The sequence below is a fragment of the Proteus hauseri genome, assembly GCF_040139125.1.
GTDB lineage: Bacteria > Pseudomonadota > Gammaproteobacteria > Enterobacterales > Enterobacteriaceae > Proteus > Proteus hauseri_B.
On record NZ_JBEEUB010000006.1, the window covers coordinates 1 to 17,449 of the forward strand.

15 protein-coding genes, 2 tRNA genes and 1 rRNA gene are annotated in these 17,449 nt (G+C 40.2%); 12 read left to right on the forward strand and 6 right to left on the reverse strand.

Translation table 11 applies throughout. The features are described 5' to 3' along the window. The 3 genes from rrf to ABN099_RS10960 form a co-directional block, all read left to right on the forward strand. Window positions 1-103: ribosomal RNA gene (gene rrf / locus ABN099_RS10950) — 5S ribosomal RNA — on the forward strand; the annotation flags it as partial. 51 nt (window positions 104-154) lie between these two features. Continuing rightward, window positions 155-231 (forward strand) — tRNA-Asp (locus ABN099_RS10955). Between the two features lie 7 nt (window positions 232-238). Next, a tRNA-Trp gene (locus ABN099_RS10960) sits at window positions 239-314 on the forward strand. Window positions 315-484: 170 nt separating this feature from the next. On the opposite strand, the gene hdfR is transcribed toward ABN099_RS10960, so the two are convergent. Beyond that, window positions 485-1,306 carry an HTH-type transcriptional regulator HdfR gene (hdfR, locus tag ABN099_RS10965; RefSeq protein ID WP_349463813.1) on the reverse strand — a complete coding sequence of 274 codons (822 nt, stop codon included), beginning with the start codon at window positions 1,304-1,306 and terminating at the stop codon, window positions 485-487. Window positions 1,307-1,421: 115 nt separating this feature from the next. On the opposite strand from hdfR, the gene ABN099_RS10970 reads away from it, so the two are divergent. Beyond that, on the forward strand, window positions 1,422-1,760 hold the full coding sequence (locus tag ABN099_RS10970) for a DUF413 domain-containing protein (RefSeq protein ID WP_349463814.1): 339 nt from the start codon (window positions 1,422-1,424) through the stop codon (window positions 1,758-1,760). A 45-nt stretch (window positions 1,761-1,805) separates the two neighbouring features. Here the strand turns inward: ABN099_RS10970 and ABN099_RS10975 are convergent, their stop codons facing one another. After that, window positions 1,806-3,338: a YifB family Mg chelatase-like AAA ATPase gene (locus ABN099_RS10975; protein ID WP_349463815.1), complete on the reverse strand. Its 1,533-nt coding sequence runs from the start codon at window positions 3,336-3,338 to the stop codon at window positions 1,806-1,808. 452 nt (window positions 3,339-3,790) lie between these two features. On the opposite strand from ABN099_RS10975, the gene ilvL reads away from it, so the two are divergent. The 6 genes from ilvL (at window position 3,791) to ilvA (ending at window position 10,385) form a co-directional block, all read left to right on the forward strand. After that, complete coding sequence (gene ilvL / locus ABN099_RS10980; protein WP_349463816.1) at window positions 3,791-3,892, forward strand: ilv operon leader peptide; 102 nt, start codon at window positions 3,791-3,793, stop codon at window positions 3,890-3,892. A 127-nt stretch (window positions 3,893-4,019) separates the two neighbouring features. Next, window positions 4,020-5,669, forward strand: coding sequence for an acetolactate synthase 2 catalytic subunit (gene ilvG, locus ABN099_RS10985; protein WP_349463817.1), 1,650 nt, complete (start codon window positions 4,020-4,022; stop codon window positions 5,667-5,669). Next, on the forward strand, window positions 5,666-5,947 hold the full coding sequence (ilvM, locus tag ABN099_RS10990; RefSeq protein WP_349463818.1) for an acetolactate synthase 2 small subunit: 282 nt from the start codon (window positions 5,666-5,668) through the stop codon (window positions 5,945-5,947). The genes ilvG and ilvM overlap by 4 nt, the downstream gene beginning before the upstream one ends. A 9-nt stretch (window positions 5,948-5,956) precedes the next feature. Beyond that, on the forward strand, window positions 5,957-6,883 hold the full coding sequence (gene ilvE / locus ABN099_RS10995) for a branched-chain-amino-acid transaminase (RefSeq protein ID WP_349463819.1): 927 nt from the start codon (window positions 5,957-5,959) through the stop codon (window positions 6,881-6,883). A gap of 73 nt (window positions 6,884-6,956) precedes the next feature. Then, a complete protein-coding gene (gene ilvD / locus ABN099_RS11000) occupies window positions 6,957-8,807 on the forward strand; it encodes a dihydroxy-acid dehydratase (protein WP_349463820.1) in 1,851 nt (616 codons plus the stop codon). Window positions 8,808-8,810: 3 nt separating this feature from the next. Further along, window positions 8,811-10,385: a threonine ammonia-lyase, biosynthetic gene (ilvA, locus tag ABN099_RS11005; RefSeq protein WP_349463822.1), complete on the forward strand. Its 1,575-nt coding sequence runs from the start codon at window positions 8,811-8,813 to the stop codon at window positions 10,383-10,385. On the opposite strand, the gene ilvY is transcribed toward ilvA, so the two are convergent. Further along, window positions 10,371-11,258 (reverse strand): HTH-type transcriptional activator IlvY, encoded by an 888-nt coding sequence (gene ilvY, locus ABN099_RS11010; RefSeq protein ID WP_349463823.1) that lies wholly within the window; start codon window positions 11,256-11,258, stop codon window positions 10,371-10,373. The two genes, ilvA and ilvY, sit on opposite strands and share 15 nt — an antisense overlap. Window positions 11,259-11,430: 172 nt before the next feature. On the opposite strand from ilvY, the gene ilvC reads away from it, so the two are divergent. After that, window positions 11,431-12,906, forward strand: coding sequence for a ketol-acid reductoisomerase (gene ilvC, locus ABN099_RS11015; RefSeq protein WP_349463824.1), 1,476 nt, complete (start codon window positions 11,431-11,433; stop codon window positions 12,904-12,906). Window positions 12,907-13,103: 197 nt separating this feature from the next. On the opposite strand, the gene ABN099_RS11020 is transcribed toward ilvC, so the two are convergent. Both ABN099_RS11020 and ABN099_RS11025 read right to left on the reverse strand, forming a co-directional pair. Then, window positions 13,104-13,373, reverse strand: coding sequence for a type II toxin-antitoxin system YafQ family toxin (locus tag ABN099_RS11020; RefSeq protein WP_349463825.1), 270 nt, complete (start codon window positions 13,371-13,373; stop codon window positions 13,104-13,106). Next, the gene (locus ABN099_RS11025) at window positions 13,374-13,622 is read right to left on the reverse strand and encodes a hypothetical protein (protein ID WP_349463827.1); all 249 of its coding nucleotides are present in this window, start codon (window positions 13,620-13,622) and stop codon (window positions 13,374-13,376) included. 172 nt (window positions 13,623-13,794) lie between these two features. Here ABN099_RS11025 and rep point away from each other — a divergent pair, with 172 nt between their 5' ends. Next, window positions 13,795-15,816: a DNA helicase Rep gene (gene rep / locus ABN099_RS11030; protein ID WP_349463829.1), complete on the forward strand. Its 2,022-nt coding sequence runs from the start codon at window positions 13,795-13,797 to the stop codon at window positions 15,814-15,816. A 122-nt stretch (window positions 15,817-15,938) separates the two neighbouring features. On the opposite strand, the gene gppA is transcribed toward rep, so the two are convergent. Beyond that, window positions 15,939-17,447 (reverse strand): guanosine-5'-triphosphate,3'-diphosphate diphosphatase, encoded by a 1,509-nt coding sequence (gene gppA, locus ABN099_RS11035; protein ID WP_349463830.1) that lies wholly within the window; start codon window positions 17,445-17,447, stop codon window positions 15,939-15,941. Window positions 17,448-17,449 lie beyond the last annotated feature (2 nt).

Consider the following 17,449-nt stretch of genomic DNA (forward strand, 5'->3'; position numbering starts at 1 on the left):
GCGCAGCGGTCCCACCTGATCCCATGCCGAACTCAGAAGTGAAACGTTGTAGCGCCGATGGTAGTGTGGGGTCTCCCCATGTGAGAGTAGGGAACTGCCAGGCATTAAATATCGCCTTAATGTTACATAAGACATTAAAGCAAAAAGAATACGCGGAGCGGTAGTTCAGTTGGTTAGAATACCTGCCTGTCACGCAGGGGGTCGCGGGTTCGAGTCCCGTCCGTTCCGCCAACTATTTAGGGGCGTAGTTCAATTGGTAGAGCACCGGTCTCCAAAACCGGGTGTTGGGAGTTCGAGTCTCTCCGCCCCTGCCAGTTACCAACTAAGTAATAACAAATTTATACTTTATTTATAGCCCAGTTAATTAACTGGGCTTTTTGTTGTTTAAAATTTGGCATATCTTTATGTCTCTCTTCATTGAAATCTGACAATGAATATAAGCCTCAATTAGTTGTATTTATGTACAACTAATTGAGGCTTACTATTATTGATGAGCAACGGGTTGTTTCAGCAATTGCTGTATTAAAGCTTGCTGATCGCTGGTATTTAACCAGACAGCAAAGAGGGGCTTTTGAATAATATCAGCAGAGACCGCAGATAAATCAGAATAGAGCTCAAGCCAATGTGTAGGTAAAAAAGCAACCGCATGTGTTGTTTTCATCAACTGGTAGGCAATGACAGCTGAGTTAGTCGTTAAAATAGGATCAACTTTCTTATCTATATCGCTTTGCAATAAGGGATAAAAATCAGCACTCCATTCTATTTTGATAAATTGGGATGGGCTGTCTGTTTCTTCTGACGATATTCTCATCAATTGAAAAGCAATATTACCAATAATCTTACTTTCCAACTCATCCATTTTAGGTGCTTCTGTTGTAAAAAGTAGATCAAGCTCTCTGGCATGAAGTTGTTTTACAAGAGATTGTCTTGTAGAGGCTCTAGATTCGATTCTGAGCTCTTTTTTATCTAGATAAGATTCCTGTAACCAAGAGGTTAAATAAGCCTCCCAGAGCGATGCCGTAGCGCCAATTGAAAGCTCAGAATGTTGAGATGCATGGCTAATCTCTTTTTTAGCCAGCAACCAAGTATTCATCAACGATTCAGCATAAGGTATGAGCCTTTCACCCGCCACAGTTAAACGAATATTATTGCGATGACGAGTGAATAAGTTCGTTCCTAATTGTGTCTCTAATTGTCGTATTCTAAAACTGACCGCAGACTGCGTTAAATAAAGAGATTCAGCGGCTCGGCCAAAGTGTCTTGTCTTACTGACTTCCAAAAAGGTTTTCAGTAATTCGGTATCCACATCTATCTCCAAAAAAATTTGTCGTTACGATTTAAATATTTTGTTTTACAGAACCGCATGACTACCTAATACTCCGCGCCATAAGTATGACGATAGAGAATTAGGAGTGTGTCAGATGGCAGAAAGTTTTATCACGACTAATCGTTTTTTTGACAATAAACATTATCCGCGTGGTTTTTCTCGTCATGGCGATTTCACTATCAAGGAAGCTCAGATATTGGAACGTCATGGTCAAGCATTTAACGAGCTTGATTTAGGCAAACGAGAGCCTACAACCGAAACGGAAAAATTATTTGTTGCCATGTGTCGTGGCGAACGAGAAGCAGCAACTATTGAAGAAAAAATTTGGAAAAAATATACAAGCCGTATAAGACGTCCAAAACGTTTTCATACATTGTCGGGTGGAAAGCCACAGCTCGATCCGTCTGACGACTATACCGACTCTGATGATTAATATCATTAGTTTTAGTGAAAAGGAGCGTTTTTCGCTCCTTTTTATTTATCCATCAAGCTGTTTTTGAAGATGTATCATTAATCTATCCATTGCGCGAAAACTCAGCGCTTCAATTAAATGATTTCGTTGTATATTTTCTTCATTTTGCAAATCGGCAATTGTTCTCGATACTCTAAGGATCTTATGCCACGCGCGTATAGATAATCCCAGTTTATTTAGTGTATCCTCTAAAAAAGTTGCATCTGCTGTATTTAGCGCACAATACTGCTCAATCTCTTTTCCCGTAAGGTAAGTATTAATTTTCCCACACCGCTTTAATTGCCTCTCTCTTGCCTTTAATACTCTTATTCTTATCTCTTCACTGCTTTCATTAGAGTGTGTGGGATTGATAAGTGCACCTTGAGGTAATAACGGCATTTCTACCGAAAGATCAAATCTATCTAAAAAGGGACCTGATATTCGACTTAAATAGCGTAATACTTGTTTTACGGGGGTTCGATTATGAGTGCCTTGATAATGCCCTGTTGGGCTTGGATTTAGAGCACCAATAAGCAATACACTCGCTGGGTAACTTATTTTTGCTTTTGCTCGTGAAATAACAATTCTTCTCGCATCTAAAGGCTCACGTAATGCATCTAACACTCGACGCTCAAATTCAGGTAATTCATCTAAAAATAAGATACCGTGATGTGCTAGTGTTATTTCTCCAGGTTTAGGAATTGAGCCGCCTCCCGTTAAAGCGACTGCTGAAGCTGTGTGATGAGGTGATCTAAACGGTCTCGTAGGCCATTTCCCTTCTGTAAACACAACGCCTCTTAAGCTACTAATGATTAAAACATCAAGCGCTTCTTGCGCGGTTAGTGGGGGTAATAATGTGCTGATCCTCTGAGCCAACATTGTCTTTCCTGTTCCTGGTGGACCAAGAAATAAAATGTTGTGATTTCCTGCTGCTGTAATTTCTGCTGCCCTTTTTGCATTGTTTTGACCAATAATATCACTAATATCTCTATTATCTTGGTTTTCAATTGCGCTATTAATATTAAGTTGCTGAGCTTCAGCTAATGGTGTGTTATTTTCTAAATAATGGCAAATTTCTAAAATATGAGATGCTAATAAAACAGATTTATTCGGTAATAATGAAACTTCTGAGCCATGTTCTATTGAAACAATACAGGTACGACCATCTTGAGATGCACTAATAATAGAGGGGATTATGGCATTAACTCTTTGTAGTTTACCTGATAGTGCTAGCTCACCAATAAATTCATAACTACTTAATTTGTCAGACTTTAACTGTTCTGATGCGATTAAAATCGCGAGAGCAATGGGTAAATCATAACGTGCTCCTTCTTTTGGCAAATCAGCGGGTGAAAGATTAATTGTTATTCTTTTTGCTGGGTAGATATATCCACTATTAATTAATGCGCTTCTAACTCTATCTTTGGCTTCTTTTACTACCGTTTCAGGTAAACCCACTAAAGCTAATCCGGGTAATCCTTGGCTAATATGAGCCTCTATAGTAACAAGTGGCGCAGATATTCCTAATGAAGCTCGTGTATATATGACTGCTAATGCCATTTATTATTCTCCCTTATTTTTATTCTTTTTAATTTATTTTTATCTTTTTGTTAAATGACTATTTAAATAAATGAGAGTTAACTCGTAAATATTGTAATTATTTGAAAAATATGAATAAAAGTAAAGTATTTTTAATTTTATTAATGGAGTTTTAATTATTTATATCGGTTTTTTATCTGTAAAAATAAATAAGGGGTAGCTGTAGTTAAAAAAGTTAAATAAATCGTTATTATCCAGTATATAATGCTATGAACTATTTATTTGTTGGTTTATTATTCTTTTTCGGTTTGGTTAAATAAAAATAACTATAAATTTCATAATGTTATACTTATTTTAAAAATAAACATTGTCAATATTAAAATATCATGGTAACTCTAAAAGAACAGAGTGAAATAAAACACAACACAACATTAAAAACATACATTTTAAATAAGAAAAGAAGTCATAAAACTATGAATACTATCGTCCTAGTGATTAGCCTAATTATTGTCAGCGTGGTGGTGATTATTATCCCACCGTGCGGGGCTGCACTAGGACGAAGAATGGCTAAGTAATTAGCCGGATCGCTTAAAACCCCCGCACCGAAAGGCGCGGGGGTTTTTTTTGAGCCTAAGTTTGAGAAATTAATCAAAAATAAAATTAATCAATATTAAACAATAAGTTAAACAGACGGGTGAGAAAATGAATGGAGCACAGTGGTTAGTACAGGCATTACGAATGCATCAGGTTGAAACCGTGTTTGGTTACCCCGGTGGTGCAATAATGCCTGTTTATGACGCACTCTATGATGGTGGTGTTGAACATGTCTTATGTCGCCATGAACAAGGTGCTGCCATTGCTGCTATCGGTTTTGCCCGTTCTACTGGCACAACTGGCGTTTGCATTGCAACCTCAGGGCCTGGTGCTACCAATGTTATTACTGGACTTGCAGATGCATTGTTAGACTCTGTTCCTGTTATTGCTATTACAGGTCAAGTAACTTCAGATTTAATTGGTACTGATGCATTTCAAGAAATCGATGTGTTAGGACTGTCATTGGCGTGTACAAAACATAGTTTTTTAGTATCTACCGTTGATGAATTACCAAGAGTTTTATCAGAAGCTTTCTCTATTGCATCGCAGGGAAGACCTGGACCCGTTTTAATTGATATTCCTAAAGATGTGCAGTTGGCTGATGCCTCACATTTATCAAGTTATCAATTGCCCGAAGAACAAGAGTTTCCTTATCCCACACAAGAGTTAGCTCAAGCTTTACACATGTTGGCTCAAGCACAAAAACCTATTCTGTATGTAGGGGGTGGTGTTGCAATGGGCGGTGCCGTTGACACATTAAGAAAATTTGTTGCACAAACTCAGATCCCGGTTGTTTCGACGCTGAAAGGCTTAGGTTGTGCTGATGCGTTCGATGCAAATTACTTAGGCATGTTAGGTATGCATGGTACAAAAGCCGCTAACTATGCCGTTCAACGCAGTGATTTATTGATCGCGGTTGGTGCTCGTTTCGATGATCGTGTGACTGGTCGATTAAATACTTTTGCATCCAATGCCAAGGTTATTCATATCGATATTGATCATGCTGAGCTGAATAAACTTAAACAAGCGCATGTTGCCTTGTTAGGCGATGCCAACGTTTTATTGCCAGTTTTATCTCAGGTATTAGATATCACACCTTGGAGAGAAGAAGTTCAGCACTTAAAAGCAGAACATGCTTGGCGTTATGACCATCCTGGTCGTGCAATCTATGCGCCATTGTTATTAAAGCAGCTTTCAGATGCAAAACCTGAAAATACGATTGTGACAACGGATGTAGGTCAACACCAAATGTGGTCAGCGCAACATATGACCTTTGATGCACCTGAAAATTTTATTACGTCTAGCGGGCTTGGCACGATGGGATTTGGTATTCCTGCCGCGGTAGGTGCTCAAATCGCAAGACCTGATGCTTGTGTAATCTGTGTCTCAGGGGATGGCTCTTTTATGATGAATGTGCAGGAGTTGGGCACAATAAAACGTAAGCAGTTGCCTATCAAGTTAGTGTTATTAGATAACCAACGTCTTGGTATGGTTCGCCAATGGCAAGAGCTGTTTTTTGAACAGCGTTATAGTGAAACTATTTTAACCGACAACCCTGATTTCGTTGCTTTAGCAAAAGCATTTGATATTCCGGGACAGCGCATTACAGAAAAATCACAGGTTGCTGACGCAATTAAAAACTTATTAGAGAGTGATGGTGCTTATTTATTACAGGTATCTATCGATGATGCAGAGAATGTCTGGCCTTTAGTTCCGCCGGGCGCAAGTAATGATGAGATGATGGAGAAATCAAAATGAACCAACACAATATCACAATTGAAGCCCGTTTTTGTCCAGAGATCTTAGAACGTATTCTGAGAGTTATCCGCCATCGTGGTTTTCATATATGCTCAATGAATATGAATATCACGGAGAGTAATAATATCAATCTTGCTCTGACTGTGAGTAGTCAACGACCTTTAGACCTTCTATGCAGCCAGTTAACTAAGTTAGCTGATGTTGCGGGAATTCAGGTCTTACAACAACATCAACAAAAAGAAAAATTACAATTCATGAGCGCACTTAGTGCTATGTAAGGATAGAAAATGACAAAGCAAGCTGATTATATTTGGTTTAACGGTGAAATGGTTCCATGGGCTGATGCCAAAGTTCATGTAATGTCTCATGCATTGCATTATGGAACTTCAGTTTTTGAGGGCGTTCGTTGCTATAACTCACATAAAGGACCCGTTGTTTTTCGTCATCGTGAGCACATGCAGCGTTTACATGATTCAGCTAAAATTTATCGTATGCCTGTTGCACAAAGTGTCGATGAATTAATGGAAGCCTGCCGTGAAACATTACGTAAAAATAATTTAGTCAGCGCTTATATTCGCCCACTAGTCTTTATTGGTGATGTTGGTATGGGTGTTAATCCACCTGCTGGTTATAAAACAGATATTATTATTGCTGCATTCCCATGGGGCGCTTATTTAGGTGAAGAAGCGCTAGATAAAGGGATTGATGCAATGGTTTCATCTTGGCATCGTGCGGCTCCAAATACTATTCCAACAGCGGCTAAAGCGGGTGGTAACTATCTCTCTTCATTATTAGTAGGTAGTGAAGCACGTCGCCATGGCTATCAAGAAGGTATTGCCTTGGATGTACATGGTTATCTTTCAGAGGGTGCGGGTGAAAACCTGTTTGAAGTAAAAGATGGGATTATTTTCACACCACCATTTACATCGTCTGCGCTGCCAGGGATCACCCGAGATGCCATTATCAAGCTAGCAAAAGATTTAGGTTATGAAATTCGCGAACAGGTGCTTTCTCGTGAATCACTTTATCTTGCTGATGAAGTCTTTATGTCTGGTACTGCGGCTGAAATTACGCCAGTACGTAGTGTTGATGGTATTCAAGTGGGTATTGGTCGTTGTGGACCTGTTACTAAAGCTATTCAAAAAGCCTTCTTCGGTCTATTTACAGGCGAAACGGAAGATAAATACGGCTGGTTAGATCCTGTTAATCAATAATCATAAATTAAATAAATTTGTTTAGCGGGTAGTTCGTTCGCTATTCGCTTTCATCATCGCAGGAGTGTTAAAAATGCCTAAATACCGTTCAGCGACAACGACTCATGGTCGCAATATGGCTGGAGCACGTGCTTTATGGCGTGCAACAGGAATGACAGATGCTGATTTTGGCAAACCCATTATCGCTGTTGTGAACTCATTTACTCAATTTGTACCGGGTCATGTGCATCTACGGGATTTAGGAAAACTGGTTGCAGAACAAATTGACGCTGCAGGTGGTGTTGCTAAAGAGTTTAATACCATTGCTGTAGATGATGGGATTGCGATGGGGCATGGCGGAATGCTTTATTCTTTGCCATCTCGTGAACTGATTGCTGACTCCGTGGAATATATGGTTAATGCACACTGTGCTGATGCCATGGTGTGTATCTCTAACTGCGATAAAATCACCCCAGGAATGTTGATGGCATCGTTACGCTTAAATATTCCCGTTATTTTTGTTTCAGGTGGACCAATGGAAGCGGGTAAAACCAAGCTTTCAGACCAAATCATCAAACTTGATTTAGTTGATGCCATGATCCAAGGTGCAAACCCAAATGTCAGTGACGCTGATAGTGAGCAAATTGAGCGTTCAGCTTGCCCAACGTGTGGCTCATGCTCAGGGATGTTTACTGCAAACTCGATGAACTGTCTAACCGAAGCTCTGGGATTATCTCAACCGGGAAATGGTTCATTATTAGCAACACATGCTGATCGTGAAACACTGTTTATCAACGCAGGTAAACGTATTGTTGAATTAACTAAGCGTTATTATGAGCAGGATGATGAGTCCGCTTTGCCGCGTAATATCGCGAAAAAAGAAGCCTTTGAAAATGCGATGATCTTAGATATTGCGATGGGCGGCTCTACTAATACCGTATTGCATTTATTGGCTGCTGCGCAAGAAGGTGATGTCGATTTTACGATGGAAGATATCGATAGGCTTTCTCGCCAAATTCCACACTTATGTAAAGTGGCACCCAGTACACAAAAATATCATATGGAAGATGTTCACCGTGCTGGTGGCGTAATGGGGATTTTAGGCGAATTAGACAGAGCAAACTTACTTAATCGTAATGTTAATAATATCTTAGGATTAACATTGCCAGAAACGCTTGATCAATATGACGTAATGTTAACGCAAGATGAGCAAGTTAAGTCGATGTTCCAAGCGGGACCTGCGGGTATTCGTACCACTAAAGCGTTCTCACAAAATTGTCGTTGGCCAACGCTAGATACTGATCGTGAAAATGGTTGTATTCGTAGTAAAGAGCACGCTTATAGTCAAGATGGTGGACTTGCAGTGCTTTCCGGTAATTTAGCGCAAGATGGTTGTATCGTTAAAACAGCTGGTGTTGATGAAGATAATCTGGTTTTTAATGGTCTTGCTAAAGTTTTTGAGAGTCAAGATGATGCCGTTGAAGCCATATTAAGTAGCAAGGTTGTTGCTGGTGATGTTGTGGTTATCCGTTATGAAGGACCTAAAGGTGGACCGGGTATGCAAGAGATGTTGTACCCAACTTCTTATTTAAAATCCATGGGATTAGGTAAAGCTTGTGCACTGATAACCGATGGTCGTTTTTCTGGTGGTACTTCAGGTTTATCTATTGGGCATGTCTCACCGGAAGCGGCTAGTGGTGGTGTCATTGGATTAGTTGAAGATGGCGATATGATTGCTATCAATATTCCTACTCGTGAGATTACCCTAAAAGTCGATGATAAAACCTTGGCCGATCGTCGTGATGCACAAAATGCGCGTGGCGATAAAGCATGGACACCAAAAAATAGAGAACGCCAAGTCTCCTTTGCGTTACGCGCTTATGCCTCTTTGGCAACAAGTGCAGATAAAGGTGCGGTACGTGATAAATCAAAACTTGGAGGCTAAGAAATGGCTGCCTTTAGACCTCTGAACTCAGCGCCAAGTAGCGCTGAGTATTTAAAAGCGGCGTTAAGTGCGCCTGTTTATGAAGTCGCGGTTGTCACTCCATTGCAAGAGATGATCAAAATTTCTGAGCGCTTAGAAAATACCATTTTAGTTAAGCGTGAAGATAGGCAACCAGTGCATAGTTTTAAATTACGCGGTGCTTACGCCATGATTGCTGGTTTAACACCAGAACAAAAAGCCAAAGGTGTTGTAACTGCCTCTGCGGGTAATCATGCACAAGGTGTCGCGTTATCAGCTAATAAAATGGGTGTAAAAGCGTTGATTGTTATGCCTGTGGCAACGGCAGATATTAAAGTTGATGCTGTACGCCAGTTTGGTGGTGAAGCACTGCTTTATGGTGCTAATTTTGATGAAGCTAAAGCCAAAGCTATCGCACTATCGCAAGAGATGGGCTACACCTTTGTACCTCCGTTTGATCACCCCGCAGTGATTGCAGGGCAAGCGACATTAGCTATGGAGCTTTTACAACAAGATGTGCATTTAGACCGAATTTTTGTCCCTGTAGGTGGGGGAGGATTAATTGCAGGTGTCGCTGTACTGATTAAGCAACTGATGCCTGAAATCAAAATAATTGGTGTCGAAGCAGAAGAAGCCGCCTGTTTAAAAGCAGCATTAGCAGCAGGTCATCCAGTTGAGTTAGCTAAAGTTGGTCTATTTGCAGAAGGTGTAGCGGTTAAGCGTATTGGTGATGAAACTTTTCGTTTATGCCAAAAATATGTGGATGATGTTATCACTGTTGATAGCGATGCAATTTGTGCCGCAGTGAAAGATTTATTTGAAGATGTACGAGCCATTGCAGAACCTTCAGGGGCTTTAGCGTTGGCTGGGCTGAAAAAATACGTTGAAGAGCACCAAATTAAAGGTGAACGTTTAGCGCATGTACTTTCTGGTGCTAATGTGAATTTTCATGGCTTACGTTATGTATCAGAACGCTGTGAATTAGGTGAAAAGCGTGAAGCGCTGTTTGCCGTTACTATTCCTGAACAGAAAGGCAGCTTCTTACGTTTTTGCCAAATCTTAGGTCAGCGTGTTGTGACGGAGTTTAACTATCGTTATAGCGATGCTGATGCCGATAATGCATGTATTTTTGTTGGTGTACGTTTAAGTCAGGGGCTACAAGAGCGTAAAGATATTTTACGTGAATTAACCGCTTCTGGTTATCAGGTTGCCGATCTCTCCGATGATGAGATGGCTAAATTGCATGTGCGTTATATGGTGGGTGGTCGTCCTAATAAACCGCTAAAAGAACGTCTTTTTAGTTTTGAATTTCCAGAATCACCGGGTGCATTAATGAAGTTTTTAAAAACATTAGGCACTTACTGGAATATTACGCTGTTTCATTATCGCAGTCATGGTACCGATTATGGACGAGTGCTGGTGGCGTTTGAATTACCTGAAACAGAAGGGCGTTTTGAGCGACACTTAGATGCATTAGGTTATGAATATCATGATGAGACAGGAAATCCCTCTTTTCAGTTATTCCTATCTCCTCAAACGACACCGTTAGCCGTGGAGTAATTGCCAAAAGGCATTAATCACTGGTTCTTGTAGGCGTTTGTTCAATCCACAAACGCCTAATTCAAACGGCTCTACTAGCGAAATGTTATCCAGTAAAGAGATACGATTACGCACAGGCTCAGGGCAATTATCAACCACAACTTGTGGAATAAGTGCAATGCCACAACCTAACGCAACCATTGAAACGATAGCTTCATGCCCTGAAACTGTCGCATAAATTGAAGGGTTATGGATCCGGTGACGTTTAAACCATAGTGCAATTCGTTGTCGAGAAGGGCCATGTTCTGGAATGATAAAAGGAATATTTAGCCAATCTGGATTTTCTTGTGTAGCGAGATGGCGAACATTGCAAGGTAATGCGGGAGCAATAAGTACAAGTGGGATCTCGCCTATTTTTTCAAAGCAGATATTTTCGGGAAGTTTTTCTGGTTTGCCCGCAATGCCAAGATCTGCTTCGTCAGATTGTACTTTATCAACCGCATCCGCAGCATCGCCAGTTGTCAGTTTTATCTCAACGAGTGGATTTTCAGCACGGAAACGGTCAAGAATCGAGGGTAAATGGCTATAAGCTGCAGTGACAGAACAAAATAAGCGTAGTTCACCTGAAAGCGTAGGGCTATTTTGATTTAGCATGTGCTTAAGTTGCTTATATTGCAACAAGGTTTGTTGAGCATATCGCCTAAGTTGCTCGCCAGCATCGGTGAGTGTGACTTGTCGATTGTCACGTAGAAAAAGAGGGTGCCCAAGGCTCTCTTCTAGGCGCTGGATCTGTCTTGAAAGCGTTGACGGGCTGACATGCATCGCTTGCGCGGTCTTAGTGAAATGACAGCTTTCAGCTAAGTGTAGGAAGAGCTTGAGATCACGAATATCCATGGCCAGCCACCGATTTTAATGAAAAAGAGTACGTTGCATATTTTGCAACACCATCTTGTAAATATATCAATTTAAGCAATGGCTTTCATCCCCTATAGTGAAGTCATGCAACACCTCACAGAAAGTGAGGATAAAAATAGCAAACACATACACAACGATTTTGGAGTCACTCATGACAAACTATTTTAATACATTAAATCTGCGTCAGCAGTTGTCACAATTGGGTAAATGTCGCTTTATGTCGCGTGAAGAATTTGCTGATGAAGCAAATTACCTGAAAGGCAAAAAAGTCGTTATCGTCGGTTGTGGTGCGCAAGGTTTGAACCAAGGCTTAAACATGCGTGATTCAGGTTTGAATATCGCCTATGCATTACGTCAAGAAGCGATAGATGAGAAACGTGCATCATGGCGTCGTGCGACTGAAAACGGTTTTGAAGTTGGGACTTATGAAGCGTTGATCCCACAAGCAGATTTAGTTGTTAACTTAACGCCAGACAAACAGCACACCGCCGTTGTTCAAGCGGTTCAACCTCTGATGAAATCAGGTGCTGCATTAGGTTATTCACATGGTTTTAATATCGTTGAAGTTGGCGAAAAAATTCGTGATGACATCACTGTTGTTATGGTGGCGCCAAAATGCCCAGGAACGGAAGTACGTGAAGAGTATAAACGTGGTTTTGGTGTTCCAACGCTGATTGCCGTTCACCCTGAAAATGATGCAAAAGGTGAAGGCATGGCGATTGCCAAAGCATGGGCAGCCGCAACCGGTGGTCATCGTGCTGGTGTTTTAGAATCCTCTTTTGTCGCTGAAGTAAAATCAGACTTAATGGGTGAGCAAACTATTCTGTGCGGTATGTTACAAGCTGGTTCACTGTTATGTTATGACAAAATGGTTGCTGATGGTGTCGAACCTGGTTATGCCGGAAAACTGATCCAGTTTGGTTGGGAAACTATTACCGAAGCGTTGAAACAAGGTGGTATCACCTTAATGATGGACAGATTATCAAACCCAGCCAAAATGCGGGCTTATGCATTGTCAGAGCAACTGAAAGAGATTATGGCACCTCTGTTTGAAAAACATATGGATGACATTATTTCAGGTAAATTCTCTGAAACCATGATGGTAGATTGGGCTAATGATGATAAAAACCTGCTGACATGGCGTGAAGAAACCGGTGCTAGCACATTTGAAAACTACCCAGATTATCAAGGTGCAATCAGTGAACAAGAGTACTTCGATCACGGTGTATTGATGGTTGCTATGGTTAAAGCGGGTGTTGAGTTAGCATTTGATACTATGATTGATGCCGGTATTATCGCGGAATCAGCTTATTATGAGTCATTGCATGAATTGCCATTAATTGCTAATACCATTGCTCGTAAACGTCTGTATGAAATGAATGTCGTTATCTCTGATACGGCAGAATATGGTAACTATCTGTTCTCATTCGCGGTTGTGCCTATGCTGAAAGAGTTTATGACAACATTACAACGCGGTGATTTAGCGAAGAATGTTCAAGATAGCGGCACAGATAATGCACAGTTACGTGAGATCAACGAAGCGATTCGCCAGCACCCTATTGAGGCTGTAGGTAAGAAGTTACGTGGTTATATGACGGATATGAAGAAGATTGCCGTTGGTAACTAATTTTCCAATTTTTCGTCGCTCTTTACGCGATAAGTGCGTTGGCTACACTCGGTTACCCAAGTCACATACTAATGTATGTTCCTTGGGATAACTTCTTTTGCCGCCTTCTTCTCTCGCAAATAGCTTAGAAAAATAAGCACTAAGTGTATTTAAAAATAATAAAGACCACATAATCTATTAATTAGGTATGCGGTCTTTTATTTAAATAAATCAGAATGTGAACCAGTTCTTTCAAAATGGACTGTATCATCTTCTATTTTATAAATAAGTAGCCAATCAGGTTCAATATGAAGATCTCGACGAGGTTTCCAATTTCCAGTTAATGGATGGTCTTTCAATTGAATTGGTAGTCGTCCTCCTTGTATTAATAGCAGCATAATATCTTTTAGTTTATTGATATCCTTTCCACGTTTTTCTGCGAGTTTTAAATCTTTTTTGAATTGTCCTGAATAGCTAACTTTTCGCATTTAGATATCCAATTTTTTGAATAAATCATTGGCATCTTTGGCATAAAAAACATCATCACCTTTATCTGTTTTTGCAAAAGTTTTTAATGTTTTTTCATTTGGTTGGGTTTGATTACTTTCCACATAAACTCGAATGAGATCTCTTAAAATTTGAGAGGCAGGTCTGTGTTTATTTCGAGCTATTGCAACAAAAGCCTCTTTGAGTTCAGCATCAATTTTAGTGGCTATTAACTCGCTTTTTATACTCATAATACACCTCCTTATTTGTTCAAATATCATACAGAGTAAAACTTTATTAAACAAGGTTAAACTTCGTTTTACTTAGATAAAATGAGGCTCAAAAAACCGAACCATCTTTCTATGCGCTTTCTGCTACAATTATCCCCCGTTATGTTCTTTATTGATGAAGTTTGGAAAAAGTATGCGATTAAATCCCGGTCAGCAAAAAGCAGTTGAATATGTGTCAGGTCCTTGTTTGGTCTTGGCTGGTGCTGGTTCGGGTAAAACACGGGTTATTACCAATAAAATTGCACATTTGATACGCCAATGTCGCTATCCAGCAAAACAGATTGCAGCGGTGACCTTTACCAATAAAGCGGCTCGCGAAATGAAAGAGCGAGTTGCTCAAACATTAGGTAAGCAAGAAGCTAAAGGATTAATGATCTCAACATTTCATACCCTTGGGTTAGAGATAATTAAACGGGAATACAAAGCGTTAGGAATTAAATCTAATTTTTCACTATTTGATGATCAAGACCAATCCGCACTACTTAAAGAATTAACGGCAGATTTATTAGAAGAAGATAAAGAGTTGTTATCACAGTTAAAGAGCCAAATCTCTAACTGGAAAAATGACATGCTTACACCAGAACAAGCTGTTGGAATTGCCAGATCTCAGCAAGAACATACTTTTGCTGAATGTTTTCGCCGCTATGAGCAACATCTTCGCAGTTGTAATGTCTTGGATTTTGATGACTTAATTAGTCGCCCAACCCTTTTATTACGCTCCAATGAAGAAGTGAGAGAACGTTGGCAACAACGAATTCGCTATTTGCTGGTGGATGAATATCAAGATACCAATACTAGCCAATATGAGTTAGTAAAGTGGTTAGTCGGTGAAAGAGCGCGTTTTACCGTTGTAGGTGATGATGACCAATCTATCTATTCATGGCGTGGAGCTCGACCTCAAAACTTAATCTTACTGCAAAAAGATTTTCCACAACTCAATGTGATTAAGTTAGAACAAAATTATCGATCTTCAGGACGTATTTTAAAATCAGCGAATATCTTGATCGAAAATAATCCTCATGTGTTTGAGAAAAAACTCTTTTCAGAATTGGGTTATGGAGACGAGCTTCGGGTATTAACAGCAAATAATGAAGAGCATGAGGCTGAACGTGTTGCTGGTGAATTAATTGCTCACCACTTTATTAATAAAACTAATTATAAAGATTATGCAATACTTTATCGTGGTAATCATCAGTCGCGTATTTTTGAAAAATATTTAATGCAAAACCGCATTCCTTACCGTATTTCCGGTGAAACTTCATTCTTTTCACGCGAAGAGATCAAAGATATTTTGGCTTATCTGCGAGTGATAACAAATCCTGATGATGACTCCGCTTTTTTACGCATTGTGAATAAGCCACGCCGTGAAATTGGACCAATGACAGTTCAAAAATTAGGGGAGTGGGCAAGAGTACGTGATAAGAGTTTATTTAGTGCTTGTTTCGACCTCGGTTTAAGTCAAACCCTAACGGGGCGTGGCTTAAATTCACTTCACGCTTTTTCACAATGGATGTCTCGTATTGTGCAGAAATCGCAGCAAGAACCGTTACTTGCGGTGAGAGATTTACTCCATGAAATGGACTATGAGAGTTGGTTATATGAAACCTCAAGCAGCGCCAAAGCAGCTGAAATGAGGATGAAAAATATTAACCAACTGTTTTCATGGATGAGTGAAATGTTAGAGGGTGATGAACTGCATGAACCGATGACACTTTCACAGGTCGTTAATCGCTTTACTCTGCGCGATATGATGGAACGTGGTGAATCAGAAGAAGCGCTAGACCAAGTTCAACTGATGACATTGCACGCCTCTAAAGGCCTTGAATTTCCACATGTTTTTTTAGTTGGGATGGAAGAGGGGATCTTACCTCATCAAAGTAGTATCGATGAAGATAATGTTGAAGAGGAGAGACGACTTGCTTATGTTGGGATAACTCGGGCACAGAAAACACTTACTTTCACCTTGTGCAAAGAAAGACGTCAATATGGTGAATTAATTCGCCCAGATCCTAGTCGCTTTCTCTATGAATTACCCCAAGATGACTTAAATTGGGATACTAATAAAAAGAAAGTCTTAAGTGCTGAAGAAAAGCAGGAAAAAGGGCAGGTTGGTGTTGCTGGGTTAAGAGCCATGCTTGCCAAGCATAAGCCTTAATATTTCTTGTATCTATTTCATAGTCGAACTGATTGCATAAGCCGATATTTCAAAAAATAAAATCCCTTAACTGATAAGGGGTTTTATTTTAAACTTTTATCTTAAATATAAACTAAGATGAGCTAGCCCATACGTGAACTATTTTGTTCTTCAATAATAAGAGGCCAGTGTATATAGCTTTGTAACTGGGTCTCTTCTTGAAGGTTTTCGGCTCGTAACGGATGCTCGGTAAGCCATTGATGAGGTAGTGTAATTACCAGCTTTTCATCTTCTGTACGCAAACGAAGTGCTGGTAGTGTGTCATCACGGCGGCGGCTAGCAAAAATAATCGCCAATCGTAATAAGCGAACTAATCGGTATGCTTGATTGATTGGTAACGCATTTTGGTGATTAAGTGGCGCTAAATCGATAATGCCAGTTTGGTTTCTCAATAGTGAAGCTAATAAGCGTCGTTGTGCAGGCGTATAACCAGGCAAATCAAGATGAGAAATTAGGTAACTAGCATGCGATGGCGCTTGGCGAAAATCTACGCTAAGACCAATTTCATGTAGTGCACTCGCACTATTAAGTAATTCACGACAACGATTATCTAATTGCCAGCTTTTACTTACCTGAATAAAAAAGTGTTCGGCAAGTTGTTGAACGCGATGAGCCTGTTCGATATCAATTTGAAAGCGGCGTTGGACATTACGCAATGTACGTTGACGGATATCTTGTTCAATTGGCAAGTGTAACATGCCGTAAACCAAACCTTCGCGTAATGCGCCACCTGCAAGGATCATATTCTCGATATGAAGTGTTTCAAAGATAGCGATTAAAATGGCAAGCCCACTAGGGAAAACCAGTGCTCTTTCAAAGGTTAAACCTTCAATTTCTAGCTCTTCCAGTTTGCCACATTCAATAGCTTTATGTTTAAGTCGCTCTAATTTAGGTAAGGTGATTAGCTCATCCATACCTTGTGCAATCATAATCTCTTGTAGTGCTTGAACGGTACCTGATGCACCGACACACACTTGCCAACCTTGCTGAATTAATTTATCAGCGACAGGCGCAAGGATTGCTTTAGCCGCATCTTGAGCTTGTTTGAAATTCTCTTGTGTTAGAGAGCGATCACTAAAGTAGCGCTCTAACCAAGTTACGCAGCCCATACCAAGGCTCATTAATTGTGTTGTTTTAGCACCAGTGCCTGTAACGAGCTCGGTACTACCACCACCAATATCAACAACTAACCGTTGTTCTGCTCCGCCTGTGGTATGTGCTACACCACGGTAAATAAGACGAGCTTCTTCCTCACCACTAATCACATGAATGGTATTGCCTAGTATTTCAGATGCTTTAGCAACGAAAGTATCTGCATTTTTGGCAATACGCAGTGTTGCAGTTGCAACCACTCTGATTTGGTCTGCAGGAATATCACGTAGATATTCTGAAAAAAGTTTTAGACATTGCCAGCCACGTTCCATGGCTTGTTCTGACAATTCATTCTCTTTATTTAGACCTGCTGCAAGGCGAACCTTACGTTTAACGCGGGAAAGCACTTGTATCGAGCCCGCAATTTCACGAACAACTAGCATGTGAAAGCTATTTGAGCCTAAATCGATAGCAGCATAAAGTGATGAGGATTTCAGCATAA